This window comes from Fluviibacterium sp. S390, assembly GCF_049800695.1.
GTDB lineage: Bacteria > Pseudomonadota > Alphaproteobacteria > Rhodobacterales > Rhodobacteraceae > Meridianimarinicoccus.
This window is the reverse complement of record NZ_JBNAFN010000018.1, coordinates 32,992-46,384: the sequence shown is the minus strand read 5'-3', so window position 1 is coordinate 46,384 and position 13,393 is coordinate 32,992. Positions and strand designations below refer to the sequence as shown.

The window sequence follows — 13,393 nt, the reverse complement described above, 5'->3', positions numbered from 1 at the left end:
CATATAGGCACGACAACCGAAGGTCCAAGGGATGCGCAGATACGGAGACCCGGTGGATGGCTCGCGTCGCCACGTGGCGCGGCCCGGCGTTTACGCCATTCTGGCGCGCGGCGACCAGGTTTTATTGACCCATCAGATGGCGCCGGTGCCCGAGTTTCAGCTTCCCGGTGGCGGCATCGACCCCGGTGAACAGCCCCTGTGCGCCCTGTATCGAGAAGTGTTCGAAGAGACCGGCTGGCACATCGGACGGGCCACCCGGTTCGACGCGCACCGGCGGTTCACCTTCATGCCCGAATACGACATCTGGGCGGAAAAGATCTGCCTGATCTACGTGGCGCGCCCGGCCCGCGCAGTGGCGCCACCGCCCGAGGCCGGTCACACCGCCGTCTGGCTGCCCGTGGATACCGCTGCAAAACTGGTCGGCAGTCCCGGCGACCGCGCCGCCTTGCGCCGCTATGCCCGAAAGATCGGGCTTTAACGACCCGGCTCGGCCCCGCGAAACTCGAACATCGCGACGGAGACGTCGTCGGGAAACTCCGACACGCCCGAGAAATCCTCCAGATCGGTCACCAGACCGTCCAGCAATGCCGGTCCCGCCAGAGACTTGCGTGCGGCCAGCATGGTCTGAAAGCCTGCGTCTTCCAACTGCCCGCCGCTGCGACCGGGACATTCAGTGATCCCGTCCGAGGCCAGCAGCAGCCGGTCGCCGGGGCACAGCTTGACCCGCACGGGGGCATAGTCCGCCGCGTCGATCAGGCCGACGGGCAACCCGCCCTGCCCGTGCAGTTCCACCGATCCATCGGCGCGCTGTACCACCGGGTGCGGATGGCCGGCCTGGCAGAAATCCACCACCCCGCTGTCGAGATCGACGATGGCATAGGCGATGGTGAAATAGAGATCCGTCGAGATCACCGTGGACATCAATTCGTTGAACCGCCGCACGACTTCATCCGGCGGAAGCACGCGGTAGAAATCCCCGGCGGTGTGCGACAGGGCGATATTCTGGCGCGGGCTGGCGGTGTTCAGGTGCCCGGCCAGCCGCGCGGTCATCAGAGCAGAGCTGATGCCATGCCCCGAGACATCTATGGAATAGAGCCCCACCTGGCTGGCACTGGCGCGGAAAAAACCCACCAGGTCGCCGCCCACATGGCCGCTGGACCGCAACAGAAGCGACACCTGCCCGGTGCCGAAATCGCGAAACCGCTCGCGCACCAGCGCTTCCTGCAGTTTCTGGGCTTCAAGCAGGTCTTCCTCGATCTTGCCGTAAAGGCCCTGAAGTTCGGACAATGTCTGGCCGATCAGGCGGTTCTTCTCGGACAATTCGTGCTGCATGGCGATCACCCGCATCCCGGCCTTCAGCCGCGCGCGCAACTCGTCGCCGTTCACCGGCTTGGTCAGGAAATCGTCGGCCCCGCGATCCAGCCCGTGGGCAATATCCGCCCGTTCGCTTTTTGACGTCAGCAGGATGAAATAGGCATAGCTGAGATCGGGATCGGATTTGACCCGATGACACAGTTCCGGGCCGCACATGCCCGGCATCACCCAGTCGCTGAGGATCAGCCGGATCTCCTGGCTGCGGCAGACTTCAAGCGCGCGTTCGGCACAATCGGCCTCAAGCACGTCAAAGCCGAACCGTCGCAATTGCGCCGCCATCAGCATCCGCTGCGCCGGGCTGTCGTCCACGATCAGGATCCGGGGCCGCGCCCCGGCGGTCGTGTCGGCGCCCACGAAAGGCAAGGTGTCATGTCTGGTCATCGGAACCCCCGAATGATCCTCCAGTGACAGCGCAGTGTTAACAAAAAGTGAAACCGACAATTCTACGGGTTTTATCAGTGGGTTCTTAAGGCGGCTCCGCTAGGCTCACTGCCGGGTAATAGGTGTGGGAGTTTGGCGCATGGATTGGGCGCGACTGGATGAATTGCGGGACGAAGTCGGCGCAGAGGCGCTCGACGAGATCGTCGAGATGTTCATGGCCGAGATCGAGGGGTTGGCCACCAAGCTGCGCGCGAGACCGGATCCGGCCACTCTGGGCGCGGATCTGCATTTCCTCCGCGGCGCGGCCCTGAACCTTGGGTTCACGCCGCTGGCCGAGGCTTGCCAGGCCGGCGAACTGCTGGCCCGGCAGGGACAGGCCGATCAGGTCGATCTGGCGGGCATCCTGGCGCGATATGACCAGTGCCTGCAGGCTTTGGCCGAGCATCGGTCGGCGGCCTGATGTCAGATCAGGAATTCGGCCAGTGTCGTGTTGCGGGTGATGTCCTGATAGACGAAGCCATGCGCATCAAGCCGGGCAAACAGATCGTCGAAATTGCCCGCATCGGGGGTTTCGATCCCGATCAGGACCGACCCGAAGTTGCGCGCCGACTTCTTTAGGTACTCGAACCGGGCAATATCGTCATCCGGCCCCAGAAGGTTCAGGAAATCCTTCAGCGCGCCGGGCCGCTGCGGCAGGCGCAGGATGAAGTACTTCTTGATGCCCGAGAATTTCAGCGCCCGTTCCTTCACCTCCGGCAGACGTTCGAAATCGAAATTGCCCCCCGAGGTGACGCAGACCACGGTCTTTCCGGATATGTCCTGCGTGATGTCGGCCAGGCTGTCCACGGCCAGCGCGCCCGCCGGTTCCAGCACGATGCCCTCGACGTTCAGCATCTCGACCAGCGTGGTGCAGATGCGATCCTCGGGCGCCGTCAGCACCTTTTCCGGCGGCGTTGCTTTCAATACCTCGAAGGTCAGCGCGCCGATCTGGGCCACGGCCGCGCCATCGACGAAATTGTCCACCTTGGCCAGCTTCACCGGCGCCCCGGCAGCCAGCGCCGCACTCAGGCTGGCACCGCCCTGCGGCTCCACCAGACGCAGATCCACCGCCGGTGCCACTTCGGACAGATACCGTCGCGCCCCCGAGGCAAGACCACCCCCGCCCACCGGCAGCACCATCAGATCGGGTGATTTTCCCAACTGGTCCAGGATCTCGACCGAGACCGAGGCCTGTCCTTCGATCACATCGGCATCATCGAAGGGGGCCAGAAAATGGCCGCCGATCTCGCGGCAGTACGCCTGCGCCGAGGCCAGCGTGTCGTCGAAATAATCCCCTGTAAGCCGCACCTTGATGGCGTCGCCGCCAAAGGCGCGGGTCTTCTGGATCTTCTGTTGCGGCGTTGTCACCGGCATGAAGATCGTGCCGCGCACCCCGAAATGCTTGCAGGTAAAGGCCACGCCCTGCGCATGGTTGCCGGCGCTGGCGCAAACGAACTGATCCTGCTCGGGTGTCTCGGCGCGGACCTTGCGCATGGCGTTGAAGGCCCCGCGGATCTTGTAGGAGCGTACCGGCGACAGGTCTTCGCGCTTCAACCAGATGTCCGCGCCGTATCTTTCCGACAGAAAGTCGTTGCGCAACAGGGGCGTGGGCGGAAACAGGGCCCGCATGCGGGCGGTGGCGGCAAGGGCGGCATCGGCAAATGAGGTCATGGGCGCATCTGCCGCCAAGCACGCCGGATTGGCAAGGGAATTGTCCGACCCCGGCGCACGCCGCGCGCCTAGCTTTGGCAGGTCAGAGTGTTGAGTTTTGCAACCAGCGCATCACCGGCCGCGGGTTCCAGAAAGCGGCTCCACCCCAGACGGGCCTGATAGCCTTCTTCATCCCGGTTGATATATTCCCACAGCAGGCTCTGGTCCGCATCCAGCGCGAACAGCCGCCCGGCATTCTGTTCCTCGATCATGATTTCGCCCGAGGCACGGATTTGCTGCAATCCCTCGGTCGCGCTGCGCAACGCCATCTCGGCCAGCACGTCCCCCCACGGCGAGGTGACCGTCTGGGTGTCGAAGTCATAGACCAGCACCTCGGAATGATCGGGAATCCACGGGATCGGATAGGCTTCGTAAGAGTTGTTGTTGAACACCGCAATCCGGTGATCGTCCAGCACATCGACATCGTGCTGGTGGCTCCAGGGACCGGACTTGGACCAGACGATGCGATCCTCGGACGGACGGTACAGCGCGATCATCGACGGATTCCGCAGGCTCAGGAACAGGTCGCCCTTCTTCCAGTAGGGGCCATCGGCCGTCACCGGCTGGATGTCGTTGAGGTGAATGGGATTGGCCAGATACTCATCCCGGCCGAAAACGAAATTGTGCATCCCCTGCTTGAGCAGAATATCGGCCACCGAACGCACCATCAGAACCTCCCCCTCGGCGCTGACGTGGGTGATGGCGTCGTCGAGAAATTCCTCCTTGTTCACACGGGCGATCGAAGGCGGATTCAGCACCGTGGCCACCCAGAGCGAGCCATCGGTGTCGACCTCGGTCGAATGGTGAAACAGGTAGTCGTCGTTGATCCAGACGATGCGGTTGCAGGCATCTACGCGGGACAGGGGCGTGCGCGACTTGATGACGATATCGCCGTTGGGCAGGATCGCCGGATGGCGCGGCAGAAAACGGCTCTGGTTCTTGTCGCGGGCCAGATCCATGGTGTCGCTCTTGAAATCCGTGGCCTGTCGGTTGATTTCGTCGATGGGCGGCAGCCAGACGTGCAATTCTGTCTGGGCGTTGAGGTCCCACAATTCGATGACGCCGCGCGCCCGATCCGGATCGTAGCGGCTGAGCAGCAGGTACCCGGCATCGACGCGAATGCCCGGCGGATAGGCAAAGGTGAACCCCGAGCGGCCCTCGAACCGCCGGTTCGAGATTTTCAGGTAGCGCTCGGCCGAGACAAGGCTGTTGAGGAATTTCGGGATGTTCGAGACCGCAAAGATCATGTCCCCCGCGACCCCGGCCTTGCGCCCGCCTTGCGCTGTGTGCACCGCGATATTGGAAAAAGCGATCGTGCCGATCAGGCCAAACACCACCAGAAGGCCGACGGCCCAAACCGGCACCCTGCGGGTTACGAAGCGCTCAAAACGGCTCATTCACTCCTCCGGAAGTCACGAAAGGAATCAGCGGAAATGGACTTTGCGGTGACATGTCAGAAAAGGGTTAACGCTAACGTCACCTTTTACAAAGCTCTGTTGAACGCCGGGACGCCACCGGCATGAATGCGCCGTTTTCCGTCTGGGCTGACGAATGTTCCGGATGGCGGACCTTCTGACCACCAGCCTCACCGCCGGGCAGAATTCAGGGGGCACGTGTCTGCCCTGTTACGAAGGGAGCCAACCGATAGAGCCTTCGCGCGGTCTGGCCGAAGATATCCTCCAGCTCCGCACGGGAACGCCCGCCAAGCACCCGGGCGAGGCTGGCAAATTGCCGGGGCACCGGGCAGTTGACCCCTTCCACCGGCATGTTCGAGCCATATAGCACCCGCTGAGACCCGAGACAGGCCAGAAGATGATCGACGAAAGGCTGCAGAACCTGCGGATCCCATGTCTTGTCGACGGTCCACAGCCCGGACAACTTGATGGAAACGTTGGGACAATTCGTCAGTCCGGCGATTCCGGCCTCCCAGGCATCAGTATTGCCAGGCTGCGACGGCTCAAGCGTCGCGAAGTGGTTGACGGCGATCCGCAAGCGCGGATGCGCGGCGGCGAAATCCGCCAACTCGCCAAGCTGTTCGGGCACCACAACCATCTCCAGGCACAGATCATGGTCGGCCATATGCGCCGCCGCCGCGCGAAATCCGGCGTCCGACAGCACCTTGGGGCGGTCGGCCACGCGCCAGCGCCCGGCGGCGTCCCAGGCCACGGGCGTGCGCAAGCCGCGCAGGGCCGCAAACGCCCGGTGCCGGTCGATGGATTGCCGCGCGTCGGGCGCGGCCAGATCAACCTGCCCAACGATGGCCGTGGGCCAACCGGTGCGGTCGGAAAGGTCTTGCAGCCAGCGGGTTTCCGCGACGGGATCCGCCCCGCAATTGGCCTGCACATGCACGCTGCCCTGCAGCGGAAGTCCGGCGAAATCGGCCAGATACTGTGGGGGCAGGTAGTCACCCGCGATGCCCGCCTTGTCCCCAAACCGCGCGGCCGGCGCCGAAGGATCCAGCCAGCGATAGGGAAACCGGCCAATCTGCCAGTAGTGGTGATGCCCGTCGATCAGCGCGATGCCCCGCAAGAGGTCTGAAGCCTCCTGCGAAACACCTGCCGTTTCAGCCGCCGTCACGAAACGGCCGCTCAATAGGTCGCGCGCCCGCCGGACAGATCAAACACCGCGCCGGTGGTAAAGCTGTTCTCCGGCGAACACAGCCAGACGATCATGGCCGCGGCCTCGTTCAGCTCCAAGAACCGGCCGCGCGGGATTTTCGACAGCATATAATCGATATGCTCCTGCTTCATCTGGTCGAAAATGCGCGTACGCGCCGCCGCCGGGGTGACGCAGTTCACCGCGATGTCCAGATCGGCAAGCTCCTTGCCCAGCGATTTGGTCAGTCCGATGACCCCGGCTTTCGACGCGGAATAGGCCGAGGCATTGGGATTTCCCTCTTTCCCGGCGACCGAGGCGATGTTGACGATGCGGCCATAGCCTTCGGCCACCATGGCGGGCACCACGGCGCGATTGGCGTGGAACGCACCGATAAGGTTGATCTCGCAGATCCTGCGGAACTCCTCGACCGGATAGTCAGCCAGCGGCGCGTTGGACCCGGCCACCCCCGCCGAATTCACAAGGATGGCAATCGGGCCGCCCTGCGCCTGCGTTGCGGCCATGGCCTGCTGCACGCTGTCCCAGTTCGAGATATCGACGGCACAGGCGAAGGCGCCCCCGCCAATCTCCTGCGCGGTTTTTTCGGCCAGGTCTGCGTCATTGTCCCAGATGGCAATGCGGGCGCCCGTGGCGGCAAGTTTCTCGGCGACGGCGCGGCCAATGCCCTGCGCGCCGCCGGTTACGATGGCAATCTGTTGCATGTCTGATGTTACTCCGTAGGGGCCGCCGGGGCGGTGGTGATGGTTTGCCGGGCGCCGCCCGAATGGGCCGATCCCAGAAGGGCGTGCAGAACCTCGACCGCGCGGGCACCGACATCGCCGGGGCTTTCGTTGCGGCCCTTGCCAAGGGCGATATCGGCCAGCCGGTTGGCGGGGCCTTCGCAGCTGTAGGTCCAGGCGCCGGGCGGCACCGTCGCGGTTTCGGAAACCCCGTCGGGCAGTTTCAGGGTCAGCCGCTGGGTTTCGATATCCAGCAGGACCGAGCCGGTGCTGCCGTAGATCCGCAGATCAACCTCGAACCCATGGCCCTGGGGCACCCCGCAACTGCCCGAAAACACCCCGGTCGCGCCGGTGGCAAAGCGCACGGTGGCGGCGTCGTGCAGATCGATGGTGGTCGGCGCATCATAGGTGATCGCCTGGATCTCGGCGGCGCGCAGGTCGGTCAGCCAGAACAGGATGCCCAGCGCGTGCGACAGTTGACCGTAAGCGTAACCACCGCCCTGATCTGGGGATTCCCACGTCGAGCGGTCCGGCTGGATCGCTACATGCTGCCATCGGCCCAGCGCGCCACCCGAGAAGATCGCCCGCGTGAACGAAGCCATGTGACAGACCACATGTTCGATCTCGCCGATCTTGCCGACCATCTCGCGCATCCGATCCAGACCGGGCTTGTAGTTCCAGCCATAGGCGACCAGCAACTCGCGGTCGGCGCGGCGCGCGGTTTCGACCAGATCCCAGGCTTCGGCGGGATCAAGGCACATGGGCTTTTCGACAAGGACGTGACAGCCCTTTTCCAGAAACGCCTTGGCCTGCGCGTAGTGGAAGTTGTGCGGCGAGGCGATCACGGCAATGTCGATGTCGCGTTCCAGAATCTCGCGCCAATCTTCGGTGGCAAAGGCAAACCCGAATTCGTCGCGGATCAGGTCTAACTCTTCCCGGCCCAGACGGCAGACACTGTCCAGAACCACCTCGGGCCGCGCAGCCAGAACCGGGATGTGCATGCGATAGGCGAAATGACCAGCGCCGATGATGGCAGCTTTTACCATGATCGGCCTCCGTTGGCCGCGAAACCACTGGCCCGGCGTGAAAGCTTCATGTGCTGCTCCTGATCTGTAACTGAAATCCGACGTCCTTGACGGTGCGATCCGCCGGGGCGCCCTGCAGCCGCTGCAATGTCTGCGCCGCGGCGGCCTCGCCGATCTCGCGACCGCGAATCTGCACTGTCGTCATGGGGACCGGCAGCAAGGCGGACAGGCTGAGATCCCCGAACCCGGCAATCGCCACATCCCGGGGCACCCGGACACCGTTCGACAGGCACCACAGCATGGCGCCCTGCGCGGGAAGTTCGGCAAGGAAGAACACCGCATCGGGCTTGCGGTCACGGGCCAATAGGCTGCGAATCAACGGGCCGCCGCTTTCGATGGTGGCGGGATTGTCGAATTCGACGATGGTCTCCGGCCCCACCTCGCGGCCCGCAGCCGTCATCGCATCGATGACCCCCTGCGTCCGGTCGGCGGCCTGGTCGTTGTTGACCGAACTGCCGCCCACCATCACGATGTCCCTGTAGCCCTTGTCGATAAGATAGCGGGTCATGTCCGCCGCCGCCGCGTGGTTGTCAAACCCCACGGCACTGTCGATCACGTTGTCGCGTGTGTTCCACGCCTCCACCACCGGCCCGTCGTACCGGTCCAGCAGCCGCCGCGCGGCATCGGTGTGGGAAAAACCGGTCAGGATGATCGCATCGGCCTGCCGCGCGATGAAGGTGCGAATCGCCTCTTCCTCTTTCTCGGGCTGCCAGTTGCTGACCGCCAGCAGAACCCGCTGGCCTTGCGGCTCCAGCGCCTTGGACACGCCCTCCGCGAAATCGGCAAACAGCGAGCTGGCGAGAATCGGCACAACGACCCCGATCATGTCGGAGCGTTGCGAGACCAGAGAGCGCGCGGCGAGGTTTGGAATATAGCCCAGCTCATCGATGGTTTTCTGAATCTTGGCGCGGGTGTCCGCGTGCACGGTCTGTGGCTGGCGCAGGGCGCGCGACACGGTGATCAGCGACAATCCGGACGCCTTTGAGACATCTTTCAACGTCACCTTCTTGCGAGTCTCTCCTGCCATCGGCCCCAGCCCTTTCACCGGTTCAAACACCCCCGGGGGTGCCCTGGCCGCCCTTCCACCGAGGGAACGAAAACGACCGTATTAGCAATTGACACACGAATATCATTGCCCTTAGGTTCCGTCAATATCGAATGATACACGTATATCATCGAGATTCGGAGGCGACAGTCCTGTCGCCACATCACTTGGGAGGATCTACCATGATCAATGCAATCAACCGTCGCCGCTTCCTTGGCACGACGGCCGTTGCCGGGGCCGTGACCCTTGCAACCGTCGGCGGCGCCTATGCGCAGTCGGGCGAACTTTCGGTCTGGAAATTCGGCGGTACGCCCAACGAGGTTGAACAGTGGGCCGGCCGGAACGACGCGTTTTCCGAAGCCAACCCCGACGTCGAGCTGAACTACTCTTACTTCAACGGCCAGATCCGCCGTCAGAAGATCCTTGCTGGGTTCCAGACCCGTCGCCTGGCCGATGTGATCGTGGCCTTCGGGCAGGACATCCCTGAATTCGTCGGCTTCGGCATGGTGCAGCCGCTGGACGACATTGCCGGTGACAGGATCGACGGCTGGAAAGAGCGCATCGTTCCCGAGGTGCTGGAATCCGGCATGGAAGACGGCAAGCTCTATGGCCTTCCGACCTATGTCGACATGGCGAGCTTCCTGGCCGTCAATCTGGACGCGCTGGAAGAAGCGGGTTTCGACCGCCCGCCCGCAACCTGGGACGAGCTGCGCGAATACGCCAAGGCGATGACCAAGCCCGGGCGTCCCGGCATTGCCTTCCCGGCAACCACCGCACCCGTGGACATCAACATCTTCGAAGGCATCGCCTATGCCAACGGCGGCCGGATATTCGACGATGAAACCGGCAAGGTCACCCTGAACGATCCCGGCATCGTGGATGCGCTGCAGCTTTATGTCGATCTGATCGCCGATGGCTCGACCCCGGCAGCCACCTCGCTGACCGAGACCTTCTTCCGCGACACCGCGCAGCTTTTCGGACAGGGCCGCTCGGCCATGTGGATCGGCCTGTCGTGGCTGAACACCCCCTGGGGTGTGAATGAAGACGTGCGCTGGACCGGCGTCCCCTTCCCCCGTCCGGATGAGGCCACCGGCTCCTTCCCGCCGGTGAACGCGATCATGGATCCGACCGCAATCCTGATGGTCTCCGCGCGCTCGGACAATCCAGAAGCGGCCATCGAGTACCTCGATTTCTGGTCGCAGAACGAGCAGCTGGAAATCTGGGGCGGCCAGCCCGAGATCGCCCGCATCCCCGCCGGCGTCGCCGCCTGGGACAATGCCGAGCTTGAGGCCGTCTGGCCGAACTGGGTGAAAGCCTACAACGAAGGCACGCTCTTCGAAGGGGCGGCCCCGATGCCGCGGTTCATCGGCGTTTCCGCCATTGAATCGGCGCTTGGCACCGCCATTCAGGAAGCTGTGCTCGGCCAGAAGACGCCGCAAGAGGCGTTGGACGACGCGACCAAGGCCGCCCAGACCCAGATCGACCTGATCCGCGGATAATCTCTCGGCCGACAGAAGAAAGGGCCCGAAGACAATGCAGAATGATCGCCTCTTGGCGTATTTCATGATTTTGCCCGTGGTGATCGCCGTTCTGGCGTTCGTCATCGGGCCCACCTACAACGTTGCCACGCTCAGCCTGACGAAGATCGTCATGGGGCAGGAGCGCGGCTTTGGAACCTTCAGCAACTTCACGTCGCTGACCGCCGATCCGGTGTTCTGGCTGGTGATGAAAAACACCGCCATCTGGATCCTGGGCGGCACCTGCCTGTGCGTGCTCGTCGGCCTGGGTGTCGGCACCTTCCTTGCCGTGGACAGCAAGCTGACCGGCACCCTGCGGGCACTGATCCTGCTGCCCTGGGTGCTGCCAGACGTGGTCACCGCCATGGCCTGGAAATGGATGCTTCACGGTCAGGTCGGCATCATTGGCCAGACCCTGGAATCGACAGGGATGACTGAAGGCACGATATCCTTCCTGGGCGATCCCAACCTTGTCATGTGGGCCCTGGTCGTGGTGCTGATCTGGCGCAAGATGCCGCTGGTGGCACTGATCCTGTGCGCCGCCATCCGATCGGTTCCCGATGATCAGATCGAAGCCGCGCGCATGGATGGCGCCAGCCCGTTGGAGCGGTTCCGCTTCGTCATCATCCCCAACATCGCGTTTTCGCTGACCGCCGTGACCGTCATCTCGATGATCTGGATCACCGCTGAATTCGCGCTGCCGTGGATCATGACCGGGGGTGGCCCGGCCAATGCCAGCCAGATCATGTCGACCTACATCTACCAGCAGAGCTTCGAATTCTTCAACTGGGGCGTGGCCTCGGCCATGTCGGTCATCAACCTGGTGATGCTGGCCTCGATCGTCGCGCTGTATCTCTACATCAACCGCCGCTCGTGGGCCTCGGAGGGTTCGGAATGAACGAGTCTCCCCGCACATTCTACTGGATCGCGCTCAGCCTTGTGGGCGTCGTGATCGCCATCTACATCCTGTTCCCGATCTTCTGGCTGTTCCTTGCGTCGTTCAAGACGCAGGCCGAATTGGCCCAGCTTCCGATCTCGTTCTGGCCGCAAACGCCGACACTGGACGCCTACAAGGCGCTGTTCTCGCCGACGCACCAGAAGGGGCAACTGCTGGACTGGCCGCGCCTGATCGGCAACAGCTTCTTCATCGCGATCACCTCGACGGTCCTTGTGGTCTTCTTCGGAACCCTGGCCGGCTATGCCTTCGCGCGGCTGAAATTTCCGGGCCGCGACCTGATCCTGGGCGGGCTGCTCATCAGCCGCATGTTCCAGGGGGCCGCCCTGCTGTTGCCGACCTACCGGCTGATGAACATGATCGGTCTGCAGGACAGCCTGATCGGTCTGGTGCTGCTTTATTCCGCCTTTGGCCTGCCCTTCGCGACCTGGATCATCGCCTCCAGCCTGCGGGAAATTCCGCGCGAACTGGAAGAAAGCGCCATGATGGACGGGGCGACCCGTATTCAAAGCATGGTCATGGTGGTGCTGCCGCTGGCGACCCCGGCGCTGATCACCGCCGCCATGTGGCACTTCGTGGGAGCGTGGTCCGAGTTCGCCTTTGCCTCTATCCTGCTGGAATCCAACGACAACAAGACCGTCACCATCGGTCTGGCCAGCTTTGTCGAACTGTTCACGCTTGAGTTCCAGTACGTCGGCGCGGCAGCAGCCATCGTGGCCCTTCCCATCATGCTCGTGTTCTTCTTCGGTCAACGCTACTTCACGCGCGGACTTCTGGCCGGGGCCGTGAAAGGATGAAGATCCGGTCCATCACTGCCCGGGCCGTGGATTGCGGCTTCCAGAAGCAGACCTTGCAAACCACAAGGATCGCGTCGCCCATGTCGCGCTTCCCCCGGTTTGCCGAGTCTCGCGCAAGCTGGATGTGGCCGACCAAGAAGGTCTTTGTCCGGGTCGAGGGCGAGGATGGCCACATCGGCTGGGGCTGCACCAATGGCGGCGAGGTTGTCGAGATGATCGTCAATGCCCATCTGGCGCGGCTGCTTACCGGCGAGGATCTGGGCGATGTGGCGCTGTTGCAAGACCAGATGACAGCCTCGCTTCTGCCCAACGATCGCTCGGGCTTTGCCATGATGGCGGTGGCCGGGGTGGATATTGCCCTGTGGGATCTTCAGGCCAAGGCCAGCAGCCAGCCGCTGGTGGATCTGCTGGGCGGCAGTGCGCAGGACACCCTGCCGGTCTATGTGACCACGCCGCGGCCCGAAGCCTTCTCCGGCGGGCCGTGGCACGGGCTGAAGGCGGCAGCACCTTACGGACCCGAGGCCGGGCAAGAGGGGCTGGAGGCCAATATCGCCCTGATGCGCCGCTTTGCCGAGGCCGCCGGTCCCGATGTACCCATCATGATCGACGCCTTCCTGGCGTGGGATGCGGATTACACCCTGCGGTTTGCCGAAGCCGCCGCCGGTCTGCCGCTGGCCTGGATCGAGGATCCGATCCCGCCGCAGAACATCGAAGACCTGCAACGGATCCGAAACGCCCTGGATCCGGGCATCGCGTTGGCGCTTGGCAACTTCGCCTTCTCGCGGGTCGATTGCGCCGACCTGTTGCGCAGCGGCGTGGTCGGGGTGTTGCAGCCGGATGTGGCCTGGGCGGGCGGCATCACCGAAACCCTGGCCGTTCTCGACATGGCCGCCGGTGCCGATGTGGCGGTGATCCTGCACAACACCTGCGAACAACCCTGGGCGCTGGCGATGGCCGCGGCCTGCCAGACCGGGGCGCAGGTGGAATGCGTCGACCGTGGCGAGACTTCGCCGCTGTACAGCCTGATGGGGCCGCGCCCCGATCTTGCGGGCGGCCAGGTGGCCGTCCCCCGTGACCCGGAGGGCAACCGCCCTCCCCAGTTTGTGCTGCCTGCGTTCGACGCGGGTGCTGAAATTTCCAAGGGAGGATGATCCG

At 63.7% G+C, this 13,393-nt stretch carries 13 protein-coding genes; 6 read left to right on the top strand and 7 right to left on the bottom strand.

The features are described 5' to 3' along the window. Positions 1-31: 31 nt before the first annotated feature. On the top strand, positions 32-478 hold the full coding sequence (locus tag ACP15K_RS14455) for an NUDIX domain-containing protein (protein WP_193143326.1): 447 nt from the start codon (positions 32-34) through the stop codon (positions 476-478). On the opposite strand, the gene ACP15K_RS14450 is transcribed toward ACP15K_RS14455, so the two are convergent. Beyond that, positions 475-1,755, bottom strand: a complete 1,281-nt coding sequence (locus ACP15K_RS14450) for a PP2C family protein-serine/threonine phosphatase (protein ID WP_193143325.1) — start codon at positions 1,753-1,755, stop codon at positions 475-477. The genes ACP15K_RS14455 and ACP15K_RS14450 overlap by 4 nt on opposite strands. A gap of 139 nt (positions 1,756-1,894) precedes the next feature. Here ACP15K_RS14450 and ACP15K_RS14445 point away from each other — a divergent pair, with 139 nt between their 5' ends. After that, on the top strand, positions 1,895-2,215 hold the full coding sequence (locus ACP15K_RS14445) for an Hpt domain-containing protein (RefSeq protein WP_424990825.1): 321 nt from the start codon (positions 1,895-1,897) through the stop codon (positions 2,213-2,215). A 2-nt stretch (positions 2,216-2,217) separates the two neighbouring features. Here ACP15K_RS14445 and ilvA read toward each other — a convergent pair whose 3' ends face one another. From ilvA to ACP15K_RS14415, 6 genes are all read right to left on the bottom strand, one after another. Beyond that, positions 2,218-3,465, bottom strand: coding sequence for a threonine ammonia-lyase IlvA (ilvA, locus tag ACP15K_RS14440; RefSeq protein ID WP_193143323.1), 1,248 nt, complete (start codon positions 3,463-3,465; stop codon positions 2,218-2,220). Positions 3,466-3,533: 68 nt separating this feature from the next. Continuing rightward, positions 3,534-4,901, bottom strand: a complete 1,368-nt coding sequence (locus ACP15K_RS14435; protein ID WP_193143322.1) for an arylsulfotransferase family protein — start codon at positions 4,899-4,901, stop codon at positions 3,534-3,536. Positions 4,902-5,106: 205 nt separating this feature from the next. Then, on the bottom strand, positions 5,107-6,081 hold the full coding sequence (locus ACP15K_RS14430; protein ID WP_424990824.1) for an amidohydrolase family protein: 975 nt from the start codon (positions 6,079-6,081) through the stop codon (positions 5,107-5,109). Between the two features lie 11 nt (positions 6,082-6,092). Beyond that, positions 6,093-6,821: an SDR family NAD(P)-dependent oxidoreductase gene (locus ACP15K_RS14425; RefSeq protein WP_193143320.1), complete on the bottom strand. Its 729-nt coding sequence runs from the start codon at positions 6,819-6,821 to the stop codon at positions 6,093-6,095. A gap of 8 nt (positions 6,822-6,829) precedes the next feature. Continuing rightward, positions 6,830-7,885, bottom strand: coding sequence for a Gfo/Idh/MocA family protein (locus ACP15K_RS14420; RefSeq protein ID WP_193143319.1), 1,056 nt, complete (start codon positions 7,883-7,885; stop codon positions 6,830-6,832). Between the two features lie 46 nt (positions 7,886-7,931). Continuing rightward, a complete protein-coding gene (locus ACP15K_RS14415) occupies positions 7,932-8,951 on the bottom strand; it encodes a LacI family DNA-binding transcriptional regulator (RefSeq protein ID WP_193143318.1) in 1,020 nt (339 codons plus the stop codon). Between the two features lie 200 nt (positions 8,952-9,151). On the opposite strand from ACP15K_RS14415, the gene ACP15K_RS14410 reads away from it, so the two are divergent. The 4 genes from ACP15K_RS14410 (at position 9,152) to ACP15K_RS14395 (ending at position 13,389) form a co-directional block, all read left to right on the top strand. Beyond that, positions 9,152-10,468 carry an ABC transporter substrate-binding protein gene (locus ACP15K_RS14410; RefSeq protein WP_424990823.1) on the top strand — a complete coding sequence of 439 codons (1,317 nt, stop codon included), beginning with the start codon at positions 9,152-9,154 and terminating at the stop codon, positions 10,466-10,468. A gap of 64 nt (positions 10,469-10,532) precedes the next feature. Beyond that, positions 10,533-11,384, top strand: coding sequence for a carbohydrate ABC transporter permease (locus ACP15K_RS14405; protein WP_193143316.1), 852 nt, complete (start codon positions 10,533-10,535; stop codon positions 11,382-11,384). After that, entirely contained in the window at positions 11,381-12,238 is an 858-nt protein-coding gene (locus ACP15K_RS14400) for a carbohydrate ABC transporter permease (RefSeq protein WP_193143315.1), read from the top strand. The genes ACP15K_RS14405 and ACP15K_RS14400 overlap by 4 nt, the downstream gene beginning before the upstream one ends. An 80-nt stretch (positions 12,239-12,318) precedes the next feature. Beyond that, positions 12,319-13,389: an enolase C-terminal domain-like protein gene (locus ACP15K_RS14395; RefSeq protein WP_193143314.1), complete on the top strand. Its 1,071-nt coding sequence runs from the start codon at positions 12,319-12,321 to the stop codon at positions 13,387-13,389. Positions 13,390-13,393 lie beyond the last annotated feature (4 nt).

Excerpts from the sequence above, each read along its gene's own strand:
- ACP15K_RS14455 (WP_193143326.1), top strand. The coding sequence starts at position 32 with ATGCGCAGATACGGAGACCCGGTGGATGGCTCGCGTCGCCACGTGGCG.
- ACP15K_RS14450 (WP_193143325.1), bottom strand. The coding sequence starts at position 1,755 with ATGACCAGACATGACACCTTGCCTTTCGTGGGCGCCGACACGACCGCC.
- ACP15K_RS14445 (WP_424990825.1), top strand. The coding sequence starts at position 1,895 with ATGGATTGGGCGCGACTGGATGAATTGCGGGACGAAGTCGGCGCAGAG.
- ilvA (WP_193143323.1), bottom strand. The coding sequence starts at position 3,465 with ATGACCTCATTTGCCGATGCCGCCCTTGCCGCCACCGCCCGCATGCGG.
- ACP15K_RS14435 (WP_193143322.1), bottom strand. The coding sequence starts at position 4,901 with ATGAGCCGTTTTGAGCGCTTCGTAACCCGCAGGGTGCCGGTTTGGGCC.
- ACP15K_RS14425 (WP_193143320.1), bottom strand. The coding sequence starts at position 6,821 with ATGCAACAGATTGCCATCGTAACCGGCGGCGCGCAGGGCATTGGCCGC.
- ACP15K_RS14420 (WP_193143319.1), bottom strand. The coding sequence starts at position 7,885 with ATGGTAAAAGCTGCCATCATCGGCGCTGGTCATTTCGCCTATCGCATG.
- ACP15K_RS14415 (WP_193143318.1), bottom strand. The coding sequence starts at position 8,951 with ATGGCAGGAGAGACTCGCAAGAAGGTGACGTTGAAAGATGTCTCAAAG.
- ACP15K_RS14410 (WP_424990823.1), top strand. The coding sequence starts at position 9,152 with ATGATCAATGCAATCAACCGTCGCCGCTTCCTTGGCACGACGGCCGTT.
- ACP15K_RS14405 (WP_193143316.1), top strand. The coding sequence starts at position 10,533 with ATGATTTTGCCCGTGGTGATCGCCGTTCTGGCGTTCGTCATCGGGCCC.
- ACP15K_RS14400 (WP_193143315.1), top strand. The coding sequence starts at position 11,381 with ATGAACGAGTCTCCCCGCACATTCTACTGGATCGCGCTCAGCCTTGTG.
- ACP15K_RS14395 (WP_193143314.1), top strand. The coding sequence starts at position 12,319 with ATGTCGCGCTTCCCCCGGTTTGCCGAGTCTCGCGCAAGCTGGATGTGG.